This window comes from Bacillus sp. FSL P2-0099 (assembly GCF_038007445.1).
In the GTDB taxonomy this organism is placed as follows: domain Bacteria; phylum Bacillota; class Bacilli; order Bacillales; family Bacillaceae_G; genus Bacillus_A; species Bacillus_A mycoides.
The window spans coordinates 2,307,506-2,334,007 of the sequence record NZ_JBBOXE010000001.1; the positions used below are offsets into that span (position 1 = coordinate 2,307,506).

The window sequence follows — 26,502 nt, forward strand, 5'->3', positions numbered from 1 at the left end:
TCTGTGCTTGTGATACATAAATACGTGTATGCGAGATGTTTTCAAGTCTTTCTGCAATGAATATATAGAAAATTAAGGAAATGTTAAGGGTTTATGTAGTGGAAAGTTAAGAAGTGTATGGGAGACTAATAATGTACAAACAAATTTAGATGGAATTGATATTTTTATAAATTTACAGGAAAGGAAACGTTGTATGAGGAAGATAAAAAAATTAATAAAACTTATCGGAGTCATTACTATACTATTACTAATCATAGCGTTGGTATTTCCTACATGGACCTCACAAATAAAGGTCAAAAACAGTATAAGTACATTAGAACAAGTAGAGATAAATGGAACTGGTCATGAAATTATGATACGAGGCAAAGATAAGAGTAATCCAGTTATTATCTTTGTTCATGGTGGACCAGGTTCTTCGGAAATACCATATGCTCAAAAATACCAAGACTTATTGGAAGAGAAATTCACGGTTGTCAATTACGATCAAAGAGCAAGTGGAAAATCGTATCATTTCTTTGAAGACTATTCTAACCTTTCATCAGATCTACTCGTGGAGGATTTATTAGCTATGACGGATTACGTTTCAAAACGTCTAGGCAAAGAAAAAGTAATTTTAATAGGCCATTCTTATGGTACATATATTGGAATACAGGCTGCCAACAAAGCTCCTGAAAAATATGAAGCATATATTGGCATTGGACAGATGAGCGATACAGTAGAAAGTGAAATGGATAGCTTAAACTATGTTATTGAACAGGCACAAAATGCGGGGAATACAGATGAGGTTTCCTATTTAAAAGGGTTAACCGAAAAAATTAAAAATGGTGATACATACACTCCGCGAAATTATGTTGCGAAATATGGTGGAACATCAAGACTCATTGAAAATCCAGATGGTGATAACATGAGGATGCTATTTAGTAATGAATATAACTTGTTAGACGTAATTCGTTATAACGTTGGATTATCACATTCTCAAACTGTCTTATTAGAAAAAGATTTAAAGAATCCATTATCTACTAAAGTAACTAAGCTGAATCTACCGCTTTATTTTCTTATGGGTAAATATGACTATAATACTTCATTTCATGCAGCAAAACAGTATTTTGATAGAATTGAGGCGAATCAAAAAGAATTTATAGCTTTTGAAAACTCAGCACATTATCCTCAATTTGAAGAGAAGGAAAAGTTTTATGAGTGGTTGTGTGATACATTCGTAAAATGAAATTAAATAAAAAAGCACTTATTTTAAAAATAAGTGCTTTTTTATAGTATATAATCGAGCGAGAAGGAAAATGTTGGATAATAGTCGAAAGATATAATACAACTTCAGAGAAATGACGAGAATCGATATGTTTTGTCGAGAGAGGAGTTATTTTATTAAAAGGTATAGGTACTATACATAGTTTTAATTTCTGAATATTCGTTTAAACAGAAGGGGTAATAGTTATGTTCATTCGAATTGGTAAGTGGTGTGGGGTTACATGTTTACAATTATTTGCGGCGCTTATTTGTATTCTATTTTTAGGGGCACTACCGCGTTTATTTAAGGGATTACAAATTGATTTAATCGGTTTTTGGAACACAGTTGTGTTTCTTGGAGAGAAGTTACTTCAACCAGGTGAAATTACGTATGGATTTCGGAATTCAAGAAAGTTATTTCCACAAATATGGATTCATTATGTAGAAACAATGTTTGTATTTATTTCGGCATTTATACTATCTTTTCTCATTGCGTATCTTATCGTTGTGTGGGTATTACAGCGCTCTCAATCAAAGCAACGTATGTGGAATGGGATTTTCGTCGCACTTGAAAGTATTCCGGACATTTTATTAATTTTATTATCTCAACTTCTAGTAGTAATAATCTTTCAAAAGACAGGTTTTATGCCAGTGAAATTTGCAGGACTTGGAGAGGAAAGGGCTCGCCTGTTACCAATAATATGCCTTACTTTACCTACAACATTATTATTTATTAAGTTACTACTATTACGTTTCAGAGAAGAATTAGAGAAAGATTATAGTATATTTGCTAAGAGTAAAGGGCTAAGTTTAAGACATATTTTGACGCACCATATTTCAAGAAATGTCCTGTTAACAACAGTCTATTATGCAAAAACGAATATTTTATTTATGTTATCAAACTTATATATTATTGAATGGCTGTTTAATACGTACGGTATGTTCGTTTTCGTGAAAGAAAATTCAAAATTAGAAATATTCACAGTGAGTTTAGTTTTATTATACGTACCGCTTTTTATACTATTTCGTTTATTACATACGCTTTTACAAAATGTTATAAAGGAGCGTGTGTAACATGTGGCAAGTTGTAAAAAGAGATGTGAGATTTTTGCTAGGTGTTACTTTTTTGAGTGTACTAATGATTGTTAGTATTGGAAATACGCTGTTTTTCGATGGGAATATTCGTGAACTAACGATGATGTATAACGAAAAAGGAGAATTAGAGGCTGCTCCGTTTTCACCGTCGAGTAAATTTTGGTTTGGAACTGATGAGAAAGGCCGTGACCTGTTCCAGTTAATAATAGAAGGAGCGAAATGGACAGTTGGTGCAAGTGTCGTTATCGCAGTTTTACGTGTAGTAATTGGAGGAGCTATTGGTTTATTACTTGGTATGTACAGTAAACGCTCATTTCCAGTAATCTCATCTTTTTTTGATCCGTTTAGTATTGTACCAATGATTATGATTTCCTATTTTATGTTAAATGCAGTTTTAATGTTCGAAAGTGGAGAGGCTGCTGCTCCGTTTCATTTACGGGTTGCGTTTCAAATTATAGTTCTTGCGTGCCTTGCTGTACCGACTGTTATGTTGTACGTGGCGCAAGAAGTAAAACGTATTAAGAATGAAGAATTTATGTTGGCGGCCACTGTGCTAGGCGGAAGTAAGTGGCAGAGGTTGAGACGCCATGTATGGCCGCATATGTTACCATCATTTCTTTTATTAATAGCCCAGCAATTTGTAAGTACTTTATTACTCCTCTTGCATCTTGGTTTGTTAGAATTATTTTTTGGCGGAACAATAATTTTTGGTACAGAAGCAGATAGTGTAACAAAAGAATGGACTGGCCTAATTGGTCAAAACTTCCGTCATTTAACCACACATACATGGATTGTACTTATACCAATTGCTTTTTATAGCATGACAATTTTAGCGGGGAATCTAGTTAGTAATAGTATGCAAGATGCGATTAAGCTAGGGAATGTTAGAAGAGCGAATCGGAAGAAGGAAGAAGTGAAAGTAGAGAAACAAATACAGCCTACCGTGAATGATTTTTCATTTCATAGAGAGGTACAAAAATAAAGAAAGATAGCTGAAGACAAATTGTTTTCAGCTATCTTTTTTGTTTAAAGTGGTGGTAAATCAATCTTACCTTCTTCAAATAATTCCTTTATCATATGTTTCGTATAACCAGCTGCTTGACCAAATGTGATTTTTGCTGGCATTGGTGCTTCATTTACATCTACAACTACATCAATAATGCATGGTTTACTTTGTTTTACCGCATTTTCAAAGGCAGGAAGTAAGTCATCTAACTGTTCTACACGGTATCCAATACCACCGCACGCCTCTGCGTATTTTGCGAAATCAGGATTCGTTAAGTCTGTACCAAATTCAATATTCCCCATAACTTCTTGTTCAAATTTAATCATAGCAATTTTATTATTGTTTAATACAATGACAACGATTGGTAGTTTATATTTAACAGCTGTTACGAAATCGTTCATTGTCATTCCGAATCCGCCGTCACCACAAACTGCAAACACTTGTTTATCCGGGAAAGCAATTTGTCCAGCAAGTGCACCAGGTAAACCGCAGCCAAGTGTTGCAAGCCAACTAGAAATGATAAATTTCTGGTTTGTCATACGGAAGTGCCTTGCAGTCCATACTGTTACATTTCCGACATCGACTGAAAGAATTGCGTCATCTTCTGCTACTTTCTGCAGTGCATGCATAACTCGTTGTGGTTTAATTGGAGTAGAAGAATCTTCTTCTTGAGTGTGTAATTTTTCTTCCCACTTTTTCATCATTTCTTGATGATGCTCTAAGAAGGAATGATCCTCGTGTTTTTCTACATTTTCAATTAACCATTTTAATGTTTTATCAGCATCACCAGCTAAGCCGATATCTGTCGTATAACGTTTCCCGATTTGTGCAGGGTCTGTATCAATATGAAGTGTTTTTGCTTTTTCGGGTAAGAAGCCAGTGAACGGATAAGAAGTACCAACCATAATTAAAGTATCTGCATGCTTCATTGCTTCATAAGAAGGTTTCGTCCCGATTAATCCTAATCCACCGATACAAAGAGGGTGTTCATCAGGAACAATCCCTTTAGCTGGTAATGTAAGTACGATTGGAGCACCGATATGTTCTGCAAATGCAAGTAAAGACTCTCTCGCATGTTTAGCTCCTTTTCCGGCTAAAATAACAGGTTTTTTCGCTTCATTAAGTGCGAGTTTCGCTACAGCTAAATCTTCTTCTTGCGGAAATATTTCTGGTAATGTAAAGGAAGAGTTTGTAATGCGCGCACCATTTTTTACTTCGAATTTTGGAACATCATCTGGAATTGTAAGAACAGAGACACCTTTTTTTGTATATGCCATTCGAATCGCTTGATTCACTACAGCAGGTAACTGTTCAGCTGACATTATTCGTTGGTTATAAACCGCAACATCATCAAACATTCTTTCTAAGTTTACTTCTTGGAAAAAATCTGTTCCGAGTAAATCGCTTTCTACTTGTCCTGAAATTGCTAGTACAGGAGCTTGATCGAGTTTTGCATCGTATAAACCATTTAATAAATGAATCGCTCCAGGTCCTGCAATAGCCATACAAACACCAAGTTTTCCTGTTAATTTCGCATATGCTGCCGCTGCTAATGCGCCAGCTTCTTCATGGCGAACTTGAATAAATTTAATTTTATCTTGTTTTTTCCTTAAAGCTTCAATTATAGAATTGATGGAATCTCCAGGCATACCATATATGTGTTCTACACCCCAGTCAATTAAAAGATCCACTAATGCTTCACCGGCTGTTTTTCCAAACATAATCGTTCCTCCTTATAATAGGTAGATACTATTATGTTTTGGAGAAAAAGGGAAAATATACAAATGATATAACTTATTTGTTTTAATGATGTCCAGTGAAAAGAGTGAAGGCTACTATTAATAAAAATCCACTAATAGACCACGATAGAAACGGAAGGAGAGATAGCTGTTTTTTTGCTTTCCAAAGCATTTCGTGAATTGTGACATAGCCAAGAGAACCAATTGCGCTTCCCATAATAAGTCCTTGTAAATGGAGCGCTTTCCCGTCCATCATAATGCCAAAAACAGTACCGGTACCTAGGATAAGAGAAAGTAATAAAGTTGTTAATAAAAATGAAATATATTTATGTTTTGTAAAAAGAAATGGAATAATTAAAGCTAACCCTTCTGGAATATGGTGAATGACAATCGCAAGTAAGAAAGGAATGGCAGAGTCATTATGATTTATAAAAGCTGTACCTAACGCAAACCCACTCGGCATATTATGAATGAATATAGCAAAAGAAAGAAAAAGGAAGGTTTGCCATGCTTGTTGATCTTTCTTATGTATCATTGGATGATGACAATAGTTATCTAATAAGCTCATAATTAAAATACCGATAGCTATCCCAAGTATAGGACCTATTATGTCATAGCTTGAAAATGTTTCAGGAATAATTTCAAGTGATAAAAGCCCAAGTAAAACCCCACCACATAATGCGTATAAGCGATGCATCTTTTCTTCAATTAGTTGGCGTGTTGCTACTCCAACAGCACCTCCTAATAGTAATCCACCGAACGAAAAAAACGTAACGATTATAGGAATCCATAAACGTTCCATATCATCACACTCCAATTCTATCCCCTTGTTTTCAGCTTACTAATGGGGGAGGGAGATTAGTCCAAATTATTATGACTAATTATAGAGAAAAAACTGTAAATTCATTTAATGGTATATTCATATTTGATACACGTTTTCCGTCAAAGGAAGAATTAATACAACCATCTACAGAAGAATATTGGACAACTATTGCAGATGAAAAGGGAAGAAGATGTGATTTATATACTGAGATGAATTATGATTCAATTCAACAAATACAGCACTACATAACAACAAGAAGGTTTTATGAGGCGGATACGCTAGTAGAGGAACTGAAAACAACAATAGATCTTCGGTATACGTATCCGCAAGAATTAGAAAGATTACTTGTAGCGAATGGGTTTGAATTGTTACAGATATACAATGATTGGGAGGGGAATGAGTTGCAGGAGGATTGTTATTCTATGGTGGTAGTTTGCCAGAAGAAAAGATAGGGATGCTGATTATTAGTTGATAAGTGACATAAAGAAGTGTTCCTAAGAATATAACAATCGGACGCGTTTATATAGAAATGCGTCCGATTGTTATATAGTAAGTTATTAGAAAAAATGATCAAACTGTATTTCACATTAACAATAGACTATGTGTCTTTGTTTTAATTGTAAGGAAGAATAAGAGGAGCTGCAGTGGAGTGCTATGGTGGGGACTGTGTATAAAGAAAATGAACGGTAAGGTCATAATCAAATGTTGTTTACTGAGCCATTAGAGTTTTATATAATATACAAATAAACAAAACTGGATGGTTGCCAGTTTAGAGGGTCATAAAAAAATGTCCTGGTATTTAGATAATGTTTATGAGTTAAATAAAGAAAAACGAATGTAATAAAAATTTACTATACTAACTTTATGGAGAGTAATGTTATGAAAGCAGAAAAAACACTTGAAACACTAGATAGGTACGCGGAGGAGTTTGATTTTCCAGTACTTGATAACTATAATTTTGACTTAGCACAATCCAGAATATCTGTTTTTCGAGAGGAAGACAAGTGGCTCGTTGTATTTGAGGTTGTGGGCGTTGATGCAAACCTTGAGATATCGAATAACTTCTATGTGTATAGTAATAGTATGAGACAGCAAGGATTCTTTTCATGTTTCGATGAAATCTTAACGCTTGTAAATGAAGAATATTGGTACGATGATGAAGATCATTTCCTTGTAGATCCTTTTCATATGGAGTTACTTTTGAAAGGAGAACGTATCACTTTAACACCAACTGTAGAAGAGTATAAGCGTTTAGGAATTGAAACAGATTTATTTCATCCTACCAAACTTATTCGTTTTTTAACTTCTAAATATAAGGAGAAATTCTGGGTAAATCCCTCGGACATATTAGATGAAACCAATGCAGAATTTAAACCAAAGCTATTTTATCAAACAGAAGAATGGGAACATCCTGATATAAGTGATGATCAAAAACCGAGTGAGAGCATATTCTTTCAAAGTTTAGCTAAAGCGATTGAATTAAATAATGTGAATTTGATAACTGTAGGGAAAGTAAATAATGATTGGACCAATTGGACATGGAGTGATTTTGAAAAACAAGAAGAGAATGACATTTAAATAAGAAACTGTTTTTCCCCACCTATGATACATTGAAGCATTTGTAACATTATTTTATCGGTAAAGCCATGTATGAACTTCGCTTTCACATCTAAATCATTTGAGTTGAACAATCGTATTAGTTATTATTAATATGTGTGTCAAAATATTTTAAAAAAAGATTGATAAATGTTTCTTCGCTTTATTTTTAATGTGAGAAGGAATGTAAAAAATGAGCAAAAAAATAATATAGTTAGTGGCAGCGAAGGAAATGTTATAGTGTTTGATGCACACATTAAGCGGTTTTATGTCACAGGAAAGAGAAGCTTTTTGTTTGAATTTCAGGGTATACAAAATGTAAACGTTGACTGGGATTTATTTCTCATGCTAACATATAGATAATTTAATCAAGGCGGTGGAAATGTATTGGACTCAGATGTTGACTCGGATAGGTGGCTAAATGACCTCGATTTTCTCAGAGTACCCCTCATCATTTTGAGAATGTAGATTTTATACAATCTCAAAATGTGTATGAAGTAGGTCTGGAAAGAGAAAATATATCAGGAGGTGAATCCTTTAGTTTCAAGGAAGCTAAGGGAATTAGTTGGACATATTTAATTTAATCATGGTAGTGGTTTTAATCGCATGTACTGCATTTTTCGTAGCAATTGAGTTTGCTATTGTAAAAGTAAGAGGATCAAAGATTGATCAATTTGTATTAGAAGGAAAGAAGGGTGCGCTGGCAGCTAAGAAAGTGACATCAAACTTGGATGAGTATTTGTCAGCTTGTCAATTAGGGATTACAGTTACAGCAATGGGACTCGGGGCACTAGGTGAACCAACGATTGAGAGACTTTTACATCCTTTATTTGATAAGTGGAACATCAATCCTTCCATTGCAAGTGTATTATCTTTAGGAATTGCTTTTACTATTATGACGTACTTACATGTTGTAGTTGGTGAATTAGCACCAAAAACATTCGCGATTCAAAAGGCTGAGAAGGTTACTTTATTACTTTCGGCTCCGCTTATCTGGTTCTACAAAATCATGTATCCGTTTATTCGCTTGTTAAATGGCTCTGCAAGGATGATAACAGGAATGTTCGGCTTAAAACCTGCATCAGAGCATGATGTAGCACATACAGAAGAAGAATTACGATTGATTCTTTCTGAAAGTTATGAACGTGGAGAAATTAATCAAGCTGAATACAAATATGTAAATAATATTTTTGAATTTGATAATCGTATTGCGAAAGAAATCATGGTCCCCCGTACAGAAATTATAGGGTTACATGTAGATAATTCTTTAGCAGACCATATGAAAATAATCCGTGATGAAAAGTATACACGTTACCCAGTATTTGGGGAAGATAAAGATGAAATCATTGGCATGGTGAATGTGAAAGACTTCTTTATTCGTTATATGAATAAGGAAATAAAAGAATTCAATTCTATTCAATCGTATACGCGTCCAGTAATTGAAGTAATTGAGACCATACCAATACATAATCTTTTACTACAAATGCAAAAGAAACGTATTCCGTTGGCTGTGTTATATGATGAATACGGCGGTACGGCTGGTATTGTAACCATTGAGGATATACTGGAAGAGATTGTAGGAGAAATACGTGATGAATACGATGAAGATGAGCGTCCGCCCATCCAGCAAATGAATGAAGGTCATGTTGTCGTAGAAGGTAAAGTATTAATTAGCGAATTAAATGATTTACTAGGATTACATATGAATGATAGTGATGTTGACACGATTGGTGGTTGGATTCTGATGCAGAATTATGATATCCAAGAAGGGCAAACAGTGAATAGCGAAGGATATGCATTTAAAATTCTTTCTAAAGACCCTCACCAAATCAAACGTGTTGAAATACAAAAAGAAATGTTGGAAGCAGCAACTGTATAGTTGCTGCTTTTATTCAATTGATAACATGGTAGCCCTCCTTATTAAATTCATTGATCAACTTTTTACCTGTTAACACATTACCGAAATAGGGAATGATTGGTTCCTTTGCATTCCAGGTTCAACACTCCTTCGATATTGTAAAATGTATCTCATTTATACAAATTGTAATATAATTTAAATGTAAATTCGTAGCGTAAAATAGATTAAAAGTAACAAATGTTGAGAAAGGATTCCCTTGTCAAAATTAGTATTTGTATTTCACTAGATAATAAAAAATGTAGAATGATTTTATTTCTGACATTGTTATTTAATAGTAATCAAAATACAAAATAAAGAATTTTCTCGGCTGGAAATTGTTACATACTCATAAAATGGAGGCAATAGTTATGCAGCAAATTAAAAAAATAGGAAACGCATTTTGGTACATGACACCTGTTTCCGAGACTGATAGACCTATCTTAGGAATGGTAGTTGGAAAAGAAAAGACTTTGATGATAGATGCAGGTAATTCAGAAGCACATACACAATTGTTTTTAGAAATGCTAAAAGAGCAAAATATCTCAAATCCTGATTTTGTAGCATTAACGCATTGGCACTGGGATCATATTTTTGGATTGCCTGTATTACAAAATGCATTGTCTATCGCACATTTTGAAACAAAAAAAGAGATGAACACACTTGTTTCTTATGAGTGGTCGGATGAGGCATTGGACGCACGAGTGAAAGAAGGTACAGAAATTGAATTTTGTGCGGACTGTATAAAAAAAGAGTTCAGTGAAAAACCAAGAAATATTCAAATTCTTCCGCCGGCCTTAACCTTTCAGAAACAACTTGAATTAGACCTTGGTGATGTGACATGTGTGTTAGAGCATGTGGGCGGAGATCATTCACATGACTCTGTTGTTATTTATATTAAAGAAGAAAAGATTTTGTTTTTAGGAGACTGTATATATGCAGATATCTTTTCTGCAAAGCGGAACTATACGACGAAACGAACGTTTAAACTGATACAAGAGTTAGAGAAATTTGATGCCGAGACCTATATTCTTTCCCATGGGACAGCTATAAATCGGGATGAGTTTTCACAAGAAATTCATTTGCTAAAAACAGTAGGAACTTATACGGAAACTCATAAAGGCGATGAAGAGAAGATAAAGGCATCGTATAAACAAGAACTAGATAGAGAATTAAATGAAGATGAGCTAGAAACAATAACGTACTTTGTAAATGGTTATGAAATGGTTAATCTGTAAAACCTAACTCAAACCAGATTGAAGCTTATTCTGATTTGAATATAATTAAACTGTACAAAAAGAGTATTGAAAGTTAATTCAATACTCTTTTTAATAATTAAATATCCAGCCCCAACCAATTTCTAAATCTTTTTGCTGGCTCATCATCTGGGTTTACACCACTTTCAAGACTGGTTGCGAACGGTAACCACTGCCAATCCTCGCATCCTACAAAAGCTATTCTTGACCAATTATCAATGAATTCAATGAAATTATTCGCAATCTTATATCCATGTCCTTCTCCATCCTCGTGACTTAGGTAAATTATCGGAGCATCTATATTATCTTGCATATCAAATGCTAAATAATCCCCATTGCCCACTTCACAAAATGCTAATTTATTATGCCACACTATATCATATTCATCTTCAGGATTTGGAAAAACCGTGTCAATCCAGTCTTTTCGTTCTTTTTCAAACTCAGAAAGACTTTCTAAACTCCAGTGGGGTGTTCCGCAAAAAATTTCACGAAATTCATTTGGTAGCTCCATATCGTCAGGTAAAAACCAGCGTAAGCTAAAATTTCCTGAGAACTCTAAAAGTACTTTTTTGAAACTATTTGGTAATTTAACACCAAGTTTTTTTTCCGCTTGGATTATCTTTTCAAGAGAAGATGGTTCATCTATACAAACTTCTTGAACTTCACCGCCTATTTCTTTAATTCTAGAAGTTATTATTTCTATTCTTTCTTTTAGTAACTCGTAATCCATCATATCACCCCATGTTATATTAATTAAAGTATATCATTCTTAATATACTTTTCGTTTGGGTTTCTAACTTTTAGGAGTGATTTCTCAGAATATATGTATTGTAATTTTAAAAGTTATTTTTCGTAAAATTGAGGTTTCAAGTAGCAGCTTTTTTAGCTAATTCAGTAATATATTCAAAGAATGCATCACGTTTTACATCATAAATGACATTTACTGGTCTTCCGTTAGCAGTTTCCACTGTACGTCCTTGGCTGGGTCCGTATGTATGAACGATACTAGCAATCGTTTTTGTTTTTGCAAGATCAGCTTTCCCAACAAACGCAGCAGTTAATACATCCCACAAATAGTAAGTAGAGTTCGTTGAGAAGTGAACGAGAGGGGGAACCATTGCATAGCATTGACCAAGGAAATCAACACCAATATACTTACGCTCTTTTGCCCACTGTTCACGTATGTCTATAGTTAGCGGAACCTGGTTTGTACTTTCTAGAGTTACTAAATCAATGATTATATTAGCATTCCAAACACGAGCTACTGCTTCGGGATCCCAAAATGAATTCCACTCGGCTGTTCCGTCATGTTCTGGCTCATGTACATTGCCTGCAGTACGAAATGTACCGCCCATCCAAACGAGACGTTCAATTTTATCTTCGATTATTGGAGATTCATATAGTGCACGAGCAAGGTCAGTCAGGGGTCCTGTAAATAATAAAGTTGTTTTTCCATCAGTTTGTAGAAGAGTCTCTATTATATGATGATGTGCAGGTTTTTTTGATGCAGGTGTAACAACTTTCCCAAACTCATTTAAAATTGGTAAAGCATCTACATAAAATGCATGCATCCGCCATTCTTTTGGAAATGGGTTTTTTCCACGAGAGTTGGACGCTGCTACCTGAATATTATTTTTGCCGAAGCGATCTATAATTTTACGACTGGCAGACATTGCTGGTTCTAAATAACAATCTGCAGGAATAACTGAAACACCTGTAAGTTCTACATTTTCCATCTGGAGTAGTAAAAATAGTGATATTAAATCATCTACACCACCATCATGATTGAAGTACACTTTTTTCATCATTTTAATCTCCATTCTTTAATATTTAACCAGGAATTAAATTTTAATTGATGAAAAATCATCAATAATTTCCACCACTTCAATTCTCCCATTAATCAGTAACTCAGGAAGTTCATTTCTAACGTTTCCTTTCCAATACTCTCTAGCTTGTTCCATTTTTTGAGCGAAAGGAATACCATCTTCTTTCGGTAAAAGATTTCCGTCACCTTCAAAAGAACTACCGATCACTCGTAGTTTAACAATCTGTAAAACATTTCGATTATAAGAATCAAATAAAGCTTTCCATTTCAAAGCATCCTCATAGCTTTTGGCAGCATATAAGCAAGACAACCTTGACGGGTATTCAGGAAATTCTTGCAGCCTAACCATTTCCACAATCGTTTCTCTAACTGCTCTAATTGTTTGATCTATATAATTCAGAACTACTTTAGCATTTTCATTATTTATATGTAATTCTTCATTGATATAATGCCTTTTTAAAATTTGAATGGAGTCTTCATCATTAGAATTTAATTGTTCTCTTTCAAAAAAGAAGTGATAGAGGGTATTAGTTTGATTTTTGTCAAAGTGAATGATTTTTCCGATACTCATTGTTTTCCTTGTAACGATGTGATATGCGTAAAATTCTGCTTTATTCATGGTTATCCTCCTAGTAGTAATTATCATATAATTCAATATTAAATTTAATAATTCAACATCAAAATATATAAAACCTTTGTAAGTAAAAAGTTATAAAGTGGGAGGATTGGAGTGAAGAGTGGAAGAAATGCACGTAAACGCTTTAAAAATGTTCACAAAATGTTCACTTACGAAGGAGTTTCCAATATCGATATAATGACAAAGACTCAAAGAGAAGGGATGATGAAAATTGCCAACAACAAGAAAGGAAAACCTCCAATTTGGTATGATGATGTGCCTCGGGATGGTTATCGTTATGACGTTTTACAATTTATTAATGAATGGAGCAGGAGGACCAATTCATATTAAGGAAATCGCATTAGAACTAATAATTGGATTTATTATTGCGCTATTAATTGAAATATGTATCGTTGGACCGTGTGCGAAAAAGATTGTATTTGCATTACCATTTGATAAATCAAAAAAAGTAAACATGATTATTGCGATGGCAACAACAATGGTAATCGGAATGGTATTCTTTATGTCATTTTACGGAATGGCTATGATGTATTTACATAATGGGTTACATGGTGACTCATTCGCTTCAATTTATTTCTCGATTTTCATTAAAAATTTCATTATGGCGTACCCACTTCAATTAATAATAATGGGACCTCTTGTACGTTTCTTATTTGGAAAGTTTGTTTTGAAGAATAAAGCTGTTAATGTAGCGTAGTTTTAATTACTAAAATATTATATATGGATTAAGTATTTTAAATACATCTCACATATTTTGAGATGTGTTTTTTCGTGTACATTACTAATTATTTTCATATCGATGTGACATTTGTCCTTTTGTCGTTGTAGTATTGTAGCTTTTAATTAAATCATAGATAGAAGATTAGGAGATGATTTTTTTGAAAGGTATTTTACTTTCAGTTTTTGGAGGAGTATTCATTACACTTCAAGGTACGTTTAATGCGAAACTTAGTTCAGATATCGGTATATGGTCGACGAGTATTATGACGCATTTAATTGGGTTTCTTATTGCAACAACTATATTTTTGTTAAAGAAAGAAGAGAAAGTAACGGATTTAAAGGGTGTAAAAAAAGTATATTTAGCAGCTGGCGCACTTGGTGGGTTGATTATTTGTGCGGAAACAATGGCGATATATTCAATGGGAGTTACATTAACAGCTGGAACACTTATGGTTGCTCAATTATTAACAGCTACTGTTATTGAAATGAAAGGATTATTTCATATAAAAAAGATACAAATGGAGAGATACCATATTGTGGGGACAATAGTAATGATTTTAGGTATTTTTGTGTTTAATATGTAAGGAAAGAAGGGACTGTAAGTGGATAATAAATCAGACTTAATTATTCAATATTTGAAAGCTTATAATATACTTGAAATTTTTTCAGGAATAAGTACTGACAATTTTCAAGTAAATCATTTTGAAAAAGGCAAGCTTATTTGCGATAAAGATGATGAAATTCATCGTTTATATTTTGTTATTAAAGGAAAAGTAAAAGTTTACACGATTACACCAGAAGGAAAGAAACTAATCCTTCGCTTTATCAATCCATTAGCAATTGTTGGTGATATTGAATTAATACAAAATAGCAAAGCACATAATGTTGTTGAAGCTTGTTCAGATGTTGTAGCAATCTCCATTTCTAATACAGTTATTAGAAATAAGTTATTACATGATCCTATATTTATGAAGTTCTTGCTTGAAAACATTGCGAACACGTTAAAAATATCGACTCGTTTTACAGCTCTAAATTTACTTTATCCGGTAGAAGTACGTGTAGCTAGTTATTTACTTTCGATTTCAACGGATAGTAATGGGAATATGTATAAAGAGGATTTAGATTCAACTTCTGTATCAAGTATTGCAGATTTTATAGGTGTAAGTTATAGGCATGTAATTCGAGTTTTACAAAAATTTTATAGTGAAAAATTAATTAAAAAGAAAAATGGAGTTATTGTAATTAAAGATTTTTCTAGAATGAAGGAAGTTGCTAAAGATAATATATATGAGTAATGAAAGGGAGAGAAGGGTTATGATTGGATTTAGTTTAGCTATATTAGCTGGAATATCAATTAGCTTACAATCTGTTTTTAATACGAAAGTGAATGAAATTGTAGGACAGTGGTTAACAACTGCATGTGTTCTTGGAATAGGTCTCATAAGTTCTGTTTTATTTCATATCATTACAGAGAAAAGTATAAGCGTTAACTTTTATACTGCAAATTATTTATTTTATATAAGTGGATTGTTTGGTATCGGATTAATTATTTGTATAATGGGTGCAATAAAGAGTTTAGGTCCAGCTTATACGGTGCTCATTAGCCTTATTACTCAATTAGTTGTTGCATTATGTGTTGATACATTTGGATTGTTTGGAATGGAGAGAGTATCTATACAAATAAATAAATTAATTGGTATAGGTCTATTAATTGTAGGGGTAGGAATTTTTAAAAATCTTTTTTCGAATAAGAAAGCTATTACTATAAATGAGGATAGGGTCTAAAGAATTTAAAGGAAAAAGGTGTTAATAATTAGAACATATACATTTAGGTGGTAGTAAATGAGCGATAAGGAGAGAAAATAAGTGATTCAGTACATGTTGGAAGATGGTGTACATTATATTATGAGTGCAGTGACATAACAAGGAGGTTTCCACTATGACAGCTTTATTTAAAGCTATGGAGTTCCAGCTGAAAACTGAACGACTTGATCTGAGTATGTGGGAGGAATCCGATTCAGTCTGGATGAGAAAATTAATTGGCGAACGTGGTGTGGATATGCCAACCCTTGACGCCGTTCGTAGCATGCTTATAGAGATGCGTAAGAGAGCAGGCGAAAATGGCATTTCCCTTCTCACTATTCGCCGACGAGACGAAGGTGATTTCATCGGATACTGTGGCTTGATTATCGGTCGTTCCACACTGGAAGAGCCGGAGATCGCATACGAGTTGTTCCGCAGTGCTCATGGCAAAGGCTATGCGACTGAGGCAGCATCTGTTGTGCTGGACGCTGCGATTGCTACGGGGCGCCACAGACTTTGGTCGACTGTAGGCGCTTGGAATGTTGCGTCCTTCCGGGTGTTAGAAAAGATAGGATTTAAGAGGCATCACAGTACGTGGGACGAGCGCGGTGAGATTGTTTGGAACGTACGCGACCTTTAGAAATCCCGGACCTAACTCGAAACTATTGAAAAGGAGAAGAGGTCATTAGTTTGGGCAAGAATCCAGATAAAGATAAAATAACTGATTTATAATTCAAATAGTGACAAACTATAACTGAAGCATGTCCTCCTCCCAAAACCAATCGAACGTTTCAAGTTATATATCTTTATTATACTGATTAAACTAAATATTTATTGTTTACTTATTTCATTCATTATGTAAATAAAAAAGGATAGTTAGCCCTCATAATGGACTAACTATCCTATAGATTATTATATGAATTTAATAAAATCGAGGTCTTCTTTTATATATGATTAATATATTATAGATTTATCATTTTTCAAACCGTATATGAACGAACTTCAACATCTTTATTAAATTTACAATCCGCATCATAATTCGTGTACTTCCATCCCAATCTTTATTTGTAGGTATATGTTTAAAGAAAGGGGAGCAGCTTAATATTTTTATGTTAGAAGACCACTTTTCTATTGTCTTTGGATTATTTACGTAAAAATACATCATAGCGCCGTTATTACCAGATTTTTTTACAGTAGCATTCGAAAGTGTCAGTGCGAACTTTGATTCGGCATCAAAATATAACTCTCCTCCAGGAAAACGTTTTGCCATAGCGACAAATATCTCCTTCAGTTCTTCTTCTTTAAAGTAATAAAACACACCTGCTGATATAAAAAGAATACCGTCTTTTGGATCATATTTTATATCGTTGAACCAAGAAGTGTCAAAAAATGATTTGGCAATGCTTATATTTCGTGGTGTATCTTCAATTAATGTTTTGCGGAAAGCGATCGCATCAGGCAAATCAAGGTTATACCACTGTAGGGTACCGTTATCAATTCTTGAAAAAGTAGTGTCTAGTCCAGAACCGATATTTACTATAGTAGCATTCGGATGTTTTCTAATAAATTGTTTAATAGTATCGTCTATTTTTCTTGCACGGGTAATGTAAGTGATACATCCATATTCGCCAAATGTATCTGCTATTTTAGAGAAATCAAAGTCGCATTCTTTAATAATCCGAATAGCTTCCGTATCATCTAAAATATCCTTGTTTTTCTCACTACCATATGCTCGTCCCCATAGTGGAATAAGCATAGTACTTTGAACTGATTGTAAATCTATTTCTTTAACCATGAAACGTCCTCCATTTAATAATAAAAAAATATCATATATATATGATTAGTCGTTATTTAGCATTTTTGATAGCATTTTATTTGTTTTATACAGTCCGTAAGTTAAATCACGTTGATCTTCTTCACTGAGTTTTTCAAGATTACTAGTGAAATTATTATAAATTTGTTTCCATCTTTCATAATGTACTTTTTCAGCTTTATCTGTTAAGGAAATTAAAACAGCTCGTTTATCTACTGTATCTTGTTTTTTTACAATGTATCCGTTTTGCTCTAAATTACGAACGGTTACACTTAATTGTTGTTTAGGTATGTTTAAATAACTAGCAATCATTTTTAAATTTACAGCGACTTTTTGCTGGGCAATATACTCAATTATGTGTTGCTCTAAATGTGTAAATTCAGTGGATTTCTCTGATAATAATTTGAAAGTACCTGACATATTTAATAATAAATTCATGTATTCGTTTATTAATTCTTTATTAGTCATTATTTTTCGTGTCCTTTATCAATTTAGTAATTATTTTATTACTATTTTTACTAATATCAATGTTATTTAAATCGTGAGAGATGCAGTAGAGGAAAAGTTAAAGTTTTTTATGAGCGGTGAGTAGAAAGATTATAAAATATTACTTTATACATAAAAAACTAATGAAGCCAATGTCTTTTTCAGTCATTATACTATTAATAATTTTATGGTAAAATCTTTTACATAATGAAATAAAGGGGTAGTATTCTATGGGTTATTTCTCAAATAGTTTATTAGTTTTGTTTGTTCTTATCGTATGTAGCTGTATGATTTTTGGTTGATAATATAATGATGGATTGATATAAAAGAAGGTATCTCACAAAGATGAGATACCTTCTTTTTCGTATAATTGTAATTTAGATTCAGTATTTGGTGATGGTTGAAATGTATATATTTTATACTCACCATTAGTTGATATATTAAACAAATATTAAATAGAGAAATATATATGGTACCAATCTTATTAAGCTTATGTTTTTAAAGAGAAGGAGTTTCATTTTTTTTTATTGAAGTATTGTTCTAGTCAGTTTAACGACGGTCAAAAATTTTATGGAATAAAAACAAAAAGGATGATAAGGAGTATTTACATGAAAACTATTTTAAATTACACGATTGAACCCCCTAAAGATTTCAATGAATTATTAACTATGTATGAATCTTTAGGATGGAATTCTCTTGAATTATCGGTTAATGAGTTAGAGCAAATGTGTAAACAAAGTTGGTATGTGATATATGCTTTTAAAGAGCAACAATTAATTGGGATGGGACGAGTAATATCAGATGGTGTAATAACGGGCATTATTTGCGGTGTATGTGTAATGCCAGAGTATCAGTCCATGGGCGTTGGAAAGGAAATAGTGGAACGATTAATCCGGCACTGTGAACAAAAACGAGTTATTCCACAACTTATGTGTGTTGAAGATTTAAAATCTTACTATGAATCAATTGGATTTGAGGGATTTTCGATTGGTATGACGAAACATATTAAACGATAGCGGGGCTTTGTAATTTAGAATTACTTGTTTATCAGGCCAATTTTTAGATTTCAAAAATTTCGTTATAAAGGAGAATAATGTTATGGAGATTGCTAAAGGGGTAGAGATGTTACATCTTGAATTTCAAGAGTATATTATTCACCCAATTCTTTTATGGGATGATGAAATGGCAGTTTTAATAGATACTGGATTTCCTGGACAAATTGAAGATATACGAATAGAGATGGGGAAGGTTGGAGTATCGTTTGATAAACTAAAAGCCGTGATTTTGACGCATCAAGATATAGATCATATAGGTAGTCTTCCTGAACTATTACAAAACTGTGGAAGTAATATAAAAGTCTATGCTCACGATCTAGATAAGCCGTATATCGAGGGGGAGTTACCTTTGTTGAAGGATGCACAAGTACAGAATCCTCCGAAGGGAAAAGTGGATGATACTTTGGTTGACGGCCAAGAACTTCCATATTGCGGTGGTATTCTTATTATTCATACCCCAGGGCACACTCCTGGTCATATTAGTTTATATTTGAGACAAAGTAAAACTCTTATCGCTGGGGATTCAATGTATAGCGTAAACGGAATTTTAGGTGGAATTCATGCCCCAACTACTTTGGATATAAAAGAAGCGCAAAATTCTTTGAAGAAGTATTTAAATCTAGAAATTGATTCTGTAGTTTGTTACCATGGTGGATTAAGTAAGGGGAATATAAATGCACAAATTCAAGAGCTATAGATAAGAATTTTTTGTTAATCAGTGCTAAAGTATAATTTAATTGCTAGTATATAAATAAAACCCTTAAATTAATAAAGAGCATGTTTGAAGGAATTTCAAATGTGCTCTTTATTAAATATAATCAATTTAATTTTGATGACTTAATCCATTCCAATAAAACGAAACGATTTCTTTTGCTAATTCATCTATATTTGCAAGAGTAGGATTGTGATTCTCATCTTTAAAATTCCCGATTGATAATAAAGCGACGAAAGCATGGGCAGCAAATTTAGGATTTCCTTTAGGAATTTCTCCAAGGAGAATTGCGTTATCTAGCGCTTTTTCCAACACTTCATACATGTTATCCTCGGCATTTTTTAATTCCTTTAATTGCTCTTCAGATAAAGAAAGTTTTGCATCTTTCATAAAATTATTCATATCAATATCCATCGTTGCGTGTAAGTATACTGTAGCAAAGTTCAATAATCTTTCTTCCAAAGTTTTATTCGTAGAGAGTATTTGATCCATATTTTCTCTTATGCGCACCATCATTTGAATCATAGTAGCGGTAAATAGATCAGCTTTTGTTGAGTAGTAATAGTAGACAGTTGCTTTTGTAACTCCACATTCTTTCGCGACCTCATCCATTGAAACAACTTGATAACTTTGAGTGAGAAATAACCTAGTTGCAACTTCTAAAATGATTTCTTTTGTAGACTTTGTATTTTTATTTTGACGAGGCCTTCCGAGAGGACGTTGTTTTTGATCCAAATACATTCGCTCCTGACATTTATTATTGAGATAATTATAACATAATTTTTTAATCATTCTTGATTAATTAACCGACCAGTATATATAATTAATATTGGAGGAAAAAAGGAAGGTGGGGTTTTATGAAAAAGCACCCGTTACATATGTTAGGGAGGCTTGTAGCAGGGAAGAATACGCAATGGATAACTTTATCGGTATGGATTCTTATTACATTAGTACTTTCATTTACGTTACCACAAGTAAACAGTACGAAAGAACCGAATCCGAAAAATTTACCTGAAACAGCTATGTCACAGCAAGCTGAAGCACTTATGAAAAAAAAATTTCCTAATAATGCAGGAAACCCGTTGTTAGTTGTATGGCATCGGGATGGTGGATTAGAGTCAAAAGACTACAAATTAATACAGGACGTTTATAAAGAGTTAAAAACGGACCCTTTAAAAGAACAATCATTGTTACCACCATTTGATACAATTCCAGAGCAAGTATTATCAAAAAGTGGATCAAAAGATGGTACATCATTTGTCACACCAATATTTTTTAATAAATCTGCTGGAACGGATATATTAAAAGGTAATTTAGAAGAGTTACGAAAAATAGTGAATAGTAAAGTGGATGAAGATCCGTTCAAACAAAAAATTACCGACTCTGGTTTACATGTTCGATTATCTGGACCTGTAGGTATTCAAACGGATGCGGTAAGTTTATTTAGTCAAGCTGATGTGAAATTATTAGTTGCTACTGTACTACTAGTATTGGTTTTATTAATTTTACTGTACCGTTCACCAATTTTAGCAATTTTACCTTTACTCGTTGTTGGTTTTGCATACGGAATTATCAGTCCGACACTGGGCTTTTTAGCAGACAATGGATGGATTAAAGTAGATGCACAGGCTATATCGATTATGACTGTCTTACTGTTTGGAGCAGGAACGGACTATTGTTTATTTCTTATTTCAAGATATAAAGAGTACTTGCTAGAAGAAGAAAGTAAGTATAAAGCATTGCAACTTGCGATAAAAGCATCAGGTGGAGCAATTATAATGAGTGCACTTACTGTAGTATTAGGGTTAGGAACGTTATTACTTGCTCATTATGGAGCTTTTCATCGATTCGCAGTTCCATTTAGTGTGGCTGTTTTCATTATGGGAATCGCTGCTTTAACGATTCTTCCAGCATTATTATTAATTTTCGGTAGAGTTGCATTTTTCCCGTTCATACCGAGAACAGCTGAAATGAATGAAGAGTTTGCAAGAAAGAAAAAGAAAGTAGTAAAAGTAAAAAATACTAAAGGGTTCTTTAGTCAAAAACTTGGGGATATTGTTGTACGTAAACCGTGGACAATTATTATGCTAACCGTATTTTTATTAGGAGGCTTGGCTTCATTTGTACCGCGTATTCAATACACGTACGACTTATTAGAATCATTCCCGAAAGATATGCCATCACGCGAAGGATTTACATTAATTACGGATCATTTTTCAGCTGGAGAATTAGCGCCAGTAAAGATTGTAGTTGATTCAAAGGGAAAAGATTTACCTATTAAACAAGAAATAGAGAAATTATCTTTTGTTAATAAAGTGAAAGAGCCAATGAAGGGAAAAGAAAATAATCAATTGCAAATGTATGAAGTTTCTTTAGTGGAAAACCCATACTCAATTGAAGCATTAGATCAAATCCCTAAATTGAAAAATAGTGTAGAAAAGGTATTAAAAGATGAAGGAATTAGTCAAGCTGAGAATCATTTATGGATTGGCGGAGAAACAGCTTCCTTATATGATACAAAGCAAATTACTGAACGGGATGAAGCGGTTATTATTCCGGTTATGATTAGTATCATCGCTTTACTTTTACTCGTGTATTTACGTTCAATCGTTGCGATGATTTACTTAATTGTAACTGTCGTTTTATCTTTCTTCTCTGCATTAGGAGCAGGCTGGATTTTACTGCATTTCGGTATGGGAGCTCCCGCGATACAAGGTGCGATACCGTTATATGCATTCGTATTTTTAGTTGCCTTAGGGGAAGATTATAATATCTTTATGGTTTCAGAAATATGGAAGAATAAAAAGAAACAAAATCATTTAGAATCAGTTAAAAATGGTGTTATACAAACAGGTAGTGTAATTACATCCGCAGGTTTAATTTTAGCAGGAACATTTGCAGTATTAGGTACATTGCCAATTCAAGTTTTAGTTCAATTCGGTATTGTTACAGCAATCGGTGTATTGCTAGATACATTTATTGTAAGACCACTGCTTGTACCTGCGATTACAGTCGTTTTAGGCCGCTTTGCTTTTTGGCCAGGGAAACTTTCTAAAAAGAGAGAAAAAGTAAAAAAATTGGATATATAATAGAGAAGAGCCAAGGATATTTTCCTTGGCTCTTTTCTATGTAGTTCATTAATTTTTTGAAGTCAAATCATCAGTTACAACGTGATCAGCATCTTCAATGGTTGTTTCGGGCATTCCATATAAGCCGTTCATTGCTTGTTCTTCGATATTAAGATTTGCAGTATTATTATTTTGAATAGATGTAGTGTTTTCGATAACATTTTCTTTTTTATTTACATTTTTGTCATTCATGTTTGAATCCTCCAAACGTCATTTGATTTATTAATAGTATGTGGATGGATTTCCAGAAATATGTGAACGAATTTCTGCAGATGTTATATAGTTAAATAAAAAGCTTAGTATTAAATTTAAACTGTAAGGAGTGAACAAGTGTGGTGAAAACAAGAAAGTTAGCCTTCTAAAATAAAAATAAAATTTTAGGAGGCTATTAAAATGAAGTTTCATGTAATTGACAGAGAAAATTGGAATAGAGAGCAGTATTTTGAACATTATTTAAAATTAAAGTGTTCGTTTAGTATGACAGCGAATGTTGATATTACGATGATGCTAGAGGAAATACATCAAAAGGAAATTAAATTTTATCCGACTTCTATTTATGTAATTTCTAGAGTGATAAATAAACATACAGAATTTCGAACATGTTTTAATGATGAAGGAGTTTTAGGGTATTGGGAGGAAATGATACCTAGTTATACAATCTTTCATAAAGATGATAAATCTTTTTCAAGTATATGGACGGATTATTCTAGCGATTTCCACATTTTCTATAAAAACTATGAAGAGGATATGAGATGTTATGCTAATGTTCATGGTTTCTTCCCGAAAGAAAATATTCAGCCAAATATTTTTCCGATTTCTGGTATACCTTGGACTAGTTTTACAGGATTTAATTTAAATATTAATAATGATGGTGATTCTTTATTACCAATTATTACTTGTGGGAAATATTTCAATGATGGAAGCAGGGTTATGCTACCTGTTTCATTGCAAGTACATCATGCGGTTTGTGATGGATATCATGCGAGTCGATTTATAGAGGATTTACAGGAGCTAGCTAATACTTGTAACGAGTGGCTTAAGTAATATCTAATTATTAATTATATAAAATTGAAAATGAATAAGCGTTAAAATAAAAAGAAGAGAACATATGTATATTACATGTTCTCTTCTTTTTATTCATTCATATTAAGTAACAGTGGAAAATATAGGTTGATTTGTAGTTTAATAGTAAAGAGAGTGATTAGTTTTAAATTTCTTTATTTTATAATTATTTAAGGGTTCAAATGTTTTAATAGGGGGAAGGTAAAGTGAAATTCATACGTATTGAAAAAGATGAAATCCTAATTAATAATATGGCAAAATTGTATTGTAAAGCATTTGAGAAAACAAATTTTACTGAAATGATTGAGAGAATGAAAAGACATATAGAATATGCAGATTTTAAAGGTATAGTAGCAATAAATGATGAAAATGAGGTAGTTGGTTTTACTTATGGTTATCGCTCATTAGAAGGGCAGTACTATAATCAATTAATGAGAGAAGCGTTAAATCTAGAACAAGCAGACGAATGGTTACAAGATTGTTTTGAATTTGTAGAGTTAGCAGTTCACCCACAATATCGAAATGAAGGTCTTGGAATGAAATTACATAATGAATTATTAGAAGGGATTTCAAATAGAACGAGTATTTTAACAACACAAATAAACAATGAAAAAGCGCGTTCTTTATATAAAAGATTGGATTGGGTGGATGTATTAGAGCCATTTCACCCAAGTAAAAGTGATGCTCCATATGTAATAATGGGAAAAATATTAAAGACAAAAGTAAATTAATAACTATATCGTTCACAAAAGTTATCGGTTTATAACAATGAAGGGGAAAACAAAAATGACAATAATATCTATAGAAAAAGCTACAATTTTAGATGCTGAAAAGTTAACAGAAATAATGAAAAGAACATTTGATGAAGAAGCAAAGCGATGGTTATACGGCCAAGGTGATGTAATTGATTATAACATTCAACCGCCAGGATATTCTTCAGTTGAAATGATGAAATATTCAATTGAAGAATTGGATACTTACAAAGTGATAATGGGTGAAAAAGTAATCGGGGGAATTATAGTTACGATCTCTGGTAAATCGTACGGAAGAATCGATCGTATTTTTGTAGAGCCTTTTCTTCAAGGAAAAGGAATTGGATCGCGGGTTATTAAGTTAATAGAAGAAAAATTTCCGAACATAAGGATTTGGGATCTTGAAACATCTAGTAGACAAATTAATAATCATCATTTTTATAAAAAAATGGGCTATGAAATAATTTTTAAATCTGAAGATGAGTATTGCTATGTAAAAAGAAAAAATGTAGATGCAGTTGGAGAGAACCTAATTAAAAATAAAGATATGAAAAATGGTCAATACGAAAACTGTAATTTGGTTAATACAGAATATTATCAAGTAAATTTAAAAAATAGTGCATTTGTTGGTAGTAATATAATGCATATGAATATGAGTAATTGTAATATAAGTCAATCAAAATTTAGAAATATTAATTTTAGAAATTCCTCATATGCAGATTTAAATATTTCTGGCAGTAAATTTAATTTTGTGACTTTAGGTGGAGTTCAATTTAGAGATACAAGCCTTGGAGAGGATAAAGATCCTATTTCATTTGATAGATGTGATTTGGAAAGTACTACAATACGTAGTAGTAATCTGAAAAATATTGAAATAGAAAATTGTGATATTACCGGTATGAAAATAAATGGTATTTCAGTAGAAGAACTGCTTGAGTTGTATAATAGGGTGAAAAATTAAATGAAAAAATCACTTAGCATATTCTAAGTGATTTTTTCATTTTGAACGAGAGGGAATATAAGAGATGATGTTCAAAAAGCGAATATTATATCGAAATAATTATATAAAAATAACACAAAGAAATAAGGGTTGGCAGGATTTTAATATGGGATATTAGAATATGAATATTTGAATGGAGGAGAGAAAGATGGGGATTAACGTTAGAGCAGTAGAAACACAAGATGCTAGAGCAATTCATCGTATATGCATTCAAGAGGATGTTTTACCATATATGGTTTTCCTACCTAGTATGCGTGTAGATGCAATGGAGAATAGAATTCGAAATTTAGCACAGAATCAATTTGAATTTGTAGCAGAATATGATGGAGAAGTTGTTGGATTTGTCGGTTTAACCCAAAGTCCAGGACGAAGATCTCACTCGGGTGATTTATTCATCGGAGTAGATAGTGAATATCACAATAAGGGAATTGGAAAAGCACTTCTTACAAAAATGCTTGATTTAGCTGATAATTGGCTAATGTTAGAGCGAGTGGAGCTTGGTGTATTAGAAACGAATCCTAGAGCCAAAGTATTATATGAAAAATTTGGATTTGAAGAAGAAGGTGTAAAGGTTGGGAATTTGAAGGCTCATGGGAAATTTGTTAACGAAATCATGATGAGTCGTTTTAGACCAAATGGTTTGATTGTACATAATAAATAGAGGTGTAAATTGAACGAAAATATCGATTTGTTTTGAAAAAAGTATGGCAAAAGGACGCCATGCTTTTTTAGTTTGTTAAAAATAAAGAGCAATTTTTATTTAACGAATGTTTTAACGGATGAAGCATTAGGAATCATCTTGATCTGGAAAGCATATGACTTAATAGAATCTATTTCTATGTGCAAGGGGAATGCATA

At 32.9% G+C, this 26,502-nt stretch carries 28 protein-coding genes and 2 pseudogenes; 20 read left to right on the forward strand and 10 right to left on the reverse strand.

Annotation, left to right across the window (positions count from 1 at the left end; translation table 11 throughout):
* Positions 1–193: 193 nt before the first annotated feature.
* The 3 genes from MKY90_RS11825 to MKY90_RS11835 all read left to right on the forward strand — a co-directional run bounded on the left by MKY90_RS11825 (position 194) and on the right by MKY90_RS11835 (position 3,319).
* A complete protein-coding gene (locus MKY90_RS11825) occupies positions 194–1,225 on the forward strand; it encodes an alpha/beta fold hydrolase (RefSeq protein WP_002168430.1) in 1,032 nt (343 codons plus the stop codon).
* A 224-nt stretch (positions 1,226–1,449) separates the two neighbouring features.
* Positions 1,450–2,316 (forward strand): ABC transporter permease subunit, encoded by an 867-nt coding sequence (locus MKY90_RS11830; protein WP_098168168.1) that lies wholly within the window; start codon positions 1,450–1,452, stop codon positions 2,314–2,316.
* 1 nt (position 2,317) lies between these two features.
* Positions 2,318–3,319, forward strand: a complete 1,002-nt coding sequence (locus MKY90_RS11835) for an ABC transporter permease (RefSeq protein ID WP_215598757.1) — start codon at positions 2,318–2,320, stop codon at positions 3,317–3,319.
* Between the two features lie 44 nt (positions 3,320–3,363).
* Here MKY90_RS11835 and MKY90_RS11840 read toward each other — a convergent pair whose 3' ends face one another.
* Both MKY90_RS11840 and MKY90_RS11845 read right to left on the reverse strand, forming a co-directional pair.
* Positions 3,364–5,064, reverse strand: coding sequence for a pyruvate oxidase (locus MKY90_RS11840; RefSeq protein ID WP_002136230.1), 1,701 nt, complete (start codon positions 5,062–5,064; stop codon positions 3,364–3,366).
* 82 nt (positions 5,065–5,146) lie between these two features.
* Positions 5,147–5,884, reverse strand: a complete 738-nt coding sequence (locus MKY90_RS11845) for a ZIP family metal transporter (RefSeq protein WP_098168223.1) — start codon at positions 5,882–5,884, stop codon at positions 5,147–5,149.
* 107 nt (positions 5,885–5,991) lie between these two features.
* On the opposite strand from MKY90_RS11845, the pseudogene MKY90_RS11850 reads away from it, so the two are divergent.
* Positions 5,992–6,357 (forward strand): annotated as a pseudogene (locus MKY90_RS11850) (SAM-dependent methyltransferase); the annotation flags it as partial.
* A 427-nt stretch (positions 6,358–6,784) separates the two neighbouring features.
* Positions 6,785–7,483 (forward strand): DUF7003 family protein, encoded by a 699-nt coding sequence (locus MKY90_RS11855; protein ID WP_234803755.1) that lies wholly within the window; start codon positions 6,785–6,787, stop codon positions 7,481–7,483.
* Between the two features lie 11 nt (positions 7,484–7,494).
* Here the strand turns inward: MKY90_RS11855 and MKY90_RS11860 are convergent.
* A pseudogene (locus MKY90_RS11860) lies at positions 7,495–7,596 on the reverse strand (ArsR/SmtB family transcription factor); the annotation flags it as partial.
* Between the two features lie 470 nt (positions 7,597–8,066).
* Here MKY90_RS11860 and MKY90_RS11865 point away from each other — a divergent pair.
* Together MKY90_RS11865 and MKY90_RS11870 are read left to right on the forward strand one after the other, a co-directional pair.
* Positions 8,067–9,380 carry a hemolysin family protein gene (locus MKY90_RS11865; protein ID WP_098168170.1) on the forward strand — a complete coding sequence of 438 codons (1,314 nt, stop codon included), beginning with the start codon at positions 8,067–8,069 and terminating at the stop codon, positions 9,378–9,380.
* Positions 9,381–9,751: 371 nt separating this feature from the next.
* Positions 9,752–10,633 (forward strand): MBL fold metallo-hydrolase, encoded by an 882-nt coding sequence (locus MKY90_RS11870; protein WP_002031885.1) that lies wholly within the window; start codon positions 9,752–9,754, stop codon positions 10,631–10,633.
* Between the two features lie 97 nt (positions 10,634–10,730).
* Here the strand turns inward: MKY90_RS11870 and MKY90_RS11875 are convergent, their stop codons facing one another.
* From MKY90_RS11875 to MKY90_RS11885, 3 genes are all read right to left on the reverse strand, one after another.
* Complete coding sequence (locus MKY90_RS11875) at positions 10,731–11,381, reverse strand: SMI1/KNR4 family protein (protein ID WP_061688776.1); 651 nt, start codon at positions 11,379–11,381, stop codon at positions 10,731–10,733.
* A 136-nt stretch (positions 11,382–11,517) separates the two neighbouring features.
* Positions 11,518–12,459: a nucleoside hydrolase gene (locus MKY90_RS11880; RefSeq protein ID WP_098168171.1), complete on the reverse strand. Its 942-nt coding sequence runs from the start codon at positions 12,457–12,459 to the stop codon at positions 11,518–11,520.
* A gap of 33 nt (positions 12,460–12,492) precedes the next feature.
* Entirely contained in the window at positions 12,493–13,095 is a 603-nt protein-coding gene (locus MKY90_RS11885) for a DUF2441 domain-containing protein (RefSeq protein ID WP_088292230.1), read from the reverse strand.
* Positions 13,096–13,206: 111 nt separating this feature from the next.
* On the opposite strand from MKY90_RS11885, the gene MKY90_RS11890 reads away from it, so the two are divergent.
* From MKY90_RS11890 to MKY90_RS11915, 6 genes are all read left to right on the forward strand, one after another.
* Positions 13,207–13,443 (forward strand): hypothetical protein, encoded by a 237-nt coding sequence (locus MKY90_RS11890; protein WP_229193939.1) that lies wholly within the window; start codon positions 13,207–13,209, stop codon positions 13,441–13,443.
* Complete coding sequence (locus MKY90_RS11895) at positions 13,361–13,810, forward strand: DUF2798 domain-containing protein (protein ID WP_229180808.1); 450 nt, start codon at positions 13,361–13,363, stop codon at positions 13,808–13,810. The genes MKY90_RS11890 and MKY90_RS11895 overlap by 83 nt, the downstream gene beginning before the upstream one ends.
* A gap of 181 nt (positions 13,811–13,991) precedes the next feature.
* Positions 13,992–14,417: a DMT family transporter gene (locus tag MKY90_RS11900; RefSeq protein ID WP_002127319.1), complete on the forward strand. Its 426-nt coding sequence runs from the start codon at positions 13,992–13,994 to the stop codon at positions 14,415–14,417.
* Positions 14,418–14,435: 18 nt separating this feature from the next.
* Positions 14,436–15,128, forward strand: coding sequence for a Crp/Fnr family transcriptional regulator (locus MKY90_RS11905; protein WP_016102042.1), 693 nt, complete (start codon positions 14,436–14,438; stop codon positions 15,126–15,128).
* A 19-nt stretch (positions 15,129–15,147) separates the two neighbouring features.
* Positions 15,148–15,618 carry a DMT family transporter gene (locus MKY90_RS11910; RefSeq protein ID WP_341091416.1) on the forward strand — a complete coding sequence of 157 codons (471 nt, stop codon included), beginning with the start codon at positions 15,148–15,150 and terminating at the stop codon, positions 15,616–15,618.
* A 154-nt stretch (positions 15,619–15,772) separates the two neighbouring features.
* Positions 15,773–16,276, forward strand: a complete 504-nt coding sequence (locus MKY90_RS11915; RefSeq protein WP_002012819.1) for a GNAT family N-acetyltransferase — start codon at positions 15,773–15,775, stop codon at positions 16,274–16,276.
* A gap of 333 nt (positions 16,277–16,609) precedes the next feature.
* On the opposite strand, the gene MKY90_RS11920 is transcribed toward MKY90_RS11915, so the two are convergent.
* Both MKY90_RS11920 and MKY90_RS11925 read right to left on the reverse strand, forming a co-directional pair.
* Positions 16,610–17,431, reverse strand: coding sequence for a class I SAM-dependent methyltransferase (locus MKY90_RS11920; RefSeq protein ID WP_061688779.1), 822 nt, complete (start codon positions 17,429–17,431; stop codon positions 16,610–16,612).
* 45 nt (positions 17,432–17,476) lie between these two features.
* On the reverse strand, positions 17,477–17,917 hold the full coding sequence (locus MKY90_RS11925; RefSeq protein WP_050000737.1) for a MarR family winged helix-turn-helix transcriptional regulator: 441 nt from the start codon (positions 17,915–17,917) through the stop codon (positions 17,477–17,479).
* A gap of 626 nt (positions 17,918–18,543) precedes the next feature.
* Between MKY90_RS11925 and MKY90_RS11930 the strand changes: the two genes are divergently transcribed.
* Together MKY90_RS11930 and MKY90_RS11935 are read left to right on the forward strand one after the other, a co-directional pair.
* Entirely contained in the window at positions 18,544–18,951 is a 408-nt protein-coding gene (locus MKY90_RS11930; protein WP_002127326.1) for a GNAT family N-acetyltransferase, read from the forward strand.
* A gap of 82 nt (positions 18,952–19,033) precedes the next feature.
* Positions 19,034–19,687 carry an MBL fold metallo-hydrolase gene (locus MKY90_RS11935; protein ID WP_002012823.1) on the forward strand — a complete coding sequence of 218 codons (654 nt, stop codon included), beginning with the start codon at positions 19,034–19,036 and terminating at the stop codon, positions 19,685–19,687.
* Between the two features lie 126 nt (positions 19,688–19,813).
* Here MKY90_RS11935 and MKY90_RS11940 read toward each other — a convergent pair whose 3' ends face one another.
* Entirely contained in the window at positions 19,814–20,437 is a 624-nt protein-coding gene (locus MKY90_RS11940) for a TetR/AcrR family transcriptional regulator (RefSeq protein WP_002127328.1), read from the reverse strand.
* A gap of 122 nt (positions 20,438–20,559) precedes the next feature.
* Between MKY90_RS11940 and MKY90_RS11945 the strand changes: the two genes are divergently transcribed.
* On the forward strand, positions 20,560–22,791 hold the full coding sequence (locus MKY90_RS11945) for an MMPL family transporter (RefSeq protein ID WP_341091418.1): 2,232 nt from the start codon (positions 20,560–20,562) through the stop codon (positions 22,789–22,791).
* A gap of 48 nt (positions 22,792–22,839) precedes the next feature.
* On the opposite strand, the gene MKY90_RS11950 is transcribed toward MKY90_RS11945, so the two are convergent.
* Entirely contained in the window at positions 22,840–23,022 is a 183-nt protein-coding gene (locus tag MKY90_RS11950) for a DUF4021 domain-containing protein (protein WP_002012828.1), read from the reverse strand.
* 201 nt (positions 23,023–23,223) lie between these two features.
* Here MKY90_RS11950 and catA point away from each other — a divergent pair, with 201 nt between their 5' ends.
* The 4 genes from catA (at position 23,224) to MKY90_RS11970 (ending at position 26,305) form a co-directional block, all read left to right on the forward strand.
* Positions 23,224–23,874, forward strand: a complete 651-nt coding sequence (gene catA / locus MKY90_RS11955) for a type A chloramphenicol O-acetyltransferase (protein WP_098168173.1) — start codon at positions 23,224–23,226, stop codon at positions 23,872–23,874.
* 224 nt (positions 23,875–24,098) lie between these two features.
* Positions 24,099–24,623 (forward strand): GNAT family N-acetyltransferase, encoded by a 525-nt coding sequence (locus tag MKY90_RS11960; RefSeq protein ID WP_002141727.1) that lies wholly within the window; start codon positions 24,099–24,101, stop codon positions 24,621–24,623.
* Positions 24,624–24,660: 37 nt separating this feature from the next.
* Complete coding sequence (locus tag MKY90_RS11965) at positions 24,661–25,605, forward strand: GNAT family N-acetyltransferase (protein WP_176523432.1); 945 nt, start codon at positions 24,661–24,663, stop codon at positions 25,603–25,605.
* Between the two features lie 187 nt (positions 25,606–25,792).
* Positions 25,793–26,305, forward strand: coding sequence for a GNAT family N-acetyltransferase (locus MKY90_RS11970; RefSeq protein ID WP_012260925.1), 513 nt, complete (start codon positions 25,793–25,795; stop codon positions 26,303–26,305).
* Positions 26,306–26,502 lie beyond the last annotated feature (197 nt).

Coding starts and splice junctions, on each gene's coding strand:
- MKY90_RS11825 (WP_002168430.1), top strand. CDS start 194: ATGAGGAAGATAAAAAAATTAATAAAACTTATCGGAGTCATTACTATA.
- MKY90_RS11830 (WP_098168168.1), top strand. CDS start 1,450: ATGTTCATTCGAATTGGTAAGTGGTGTGGGGTTACATGTTTACAATTA.
- MKY90_RS11835 (WP_215598757.1), top strand. CDS start 2,318: ATGTGGCAAGTTGTAAAAAGAGATGTGAGATTTTTGCTAGGTGTTACT.
- MKY90_RS11840 (WP_002136230.1), bottom strand. CDS start 5,064: ATGTTTGGAAAAACAGCCGGTGAAGCATTAGTGGATCTTTTAATTGAC.
- MKY90_RS11845 (WP_098168223.1), bottom strand. CDS start 5,884: ATGGAACGTTTATGGATTCCTATAATCGTTACGTTTTTTTCGTTCGGT.
- MKY90_RS11855 (WP_234803755.1), top strand. CDS start 6,785: ATGAAAGCAGAAAAAACACTTGAAACACTAGATAGGTACGCGGAGGAG.
- MKY90_RS11870 (WP_002031885.1), top strand. CDS start 9,752: ATGGAGGCAATAGTTATGCAGCAAATTAAAAAAATAGGAAACGCATTT.
- MKY90_RS11875 (WP_061688776.1), bottom strand. CDS start 11,381: ATGGATTACGAGTTACTAAAAGAAAGAATAGAAATAATAACTTCTAGA.
- MKY90_RS11880 (WP_098168171.1), bottom strand. CDS start 12,459: ATGATGAAAAAAGTGTACTTCAATCATGATGGTGGTGTAGATGATTTA.
- MKY90_RS11885 (WP_088292230.1), bottom strand. CDS start 13,095: ATGAATAAAGCAGAATTTTACGCATATCACATCGTTACAAGGAAAACA.
- MKY90_RS11895 (WP_229180808.1), top strand. CDS start 13,361: ATGATGATGTGCCTCGGGATGGTTATCGTTATGACGTTTTACAATTTA.
- MKY90_RS11910 (WP_341091416.1), top strand. CDS start 15,148: ATGATTGGATTTAGTTTAGCTATATTAGCTGGAATATCAATTAGCTTA.
- MKY90_RS11915 (WP_002012819.1), top strand. CDS start 15,773: ATGACAGCTTTATTTAAAGCTATGGAGTTCCAGCTGAAAACTGAACGA.
- MKY90_RS11920 (WP_061688779.1), bottom strand. CDS start 17,431: ATGGTTAAAGAAATAGATTTACAATCAGTTCAAAGTACTATGCTTATT.
- MKY90_RS11925 (WP_050000737.1), bottom strand. CDS start 17,917: ATGACTAATAAAGAATTAATAAACGAATACATGAATTTATTATTAAAT.
- MKY90_RS11930 (WP_002127326.1), top strand. CDS start 18,544: ATGAAAACTATTTTAAATTACACGATTGAACCCCCTAAAGATTTCAAT.
- MKY90_RS11935 (WP_002012823.1), top strand. CDS start 19,034: ATGGAGATTGCTAAAGGGGTAGAGATGTTACATCTTGAATTTCAAGAG.
- MKY90_RS11945 (WP_341091418.1), top strand. CDS start 20,560: ATGAAAAAGCACCCGTTACATATGTTAGGGAGGCTTGTAGCAGGGAAG.
- MKY90_RS11950 (WP_002012828.1), bottom strand. CDS start 23,022: ATGAATGACAAAAATGTAAATAAAAAAGAAAATGTTATCGAAAACACT.
- catA (WP_098168173.1), top strand. CDS start 23,224: ATGAAGTTTCATGTAATTGACAGAGAAAATTGGAATAGAGAGCAGTAT.
- MKY90_RS11965 (WP_176523432.1), top strand. CDS start 24,661: ATGAAGGGGAAAACAAAAATGACAATAATATCTATAGAAAAAGCTACA.
- MKY90_RS11970 (WP_012260925.1), top strand. CDS start 25,793: ATGGGGATTAACGTTAGAGCAGTAGAAACACAAGATGCTAGAGCAATT.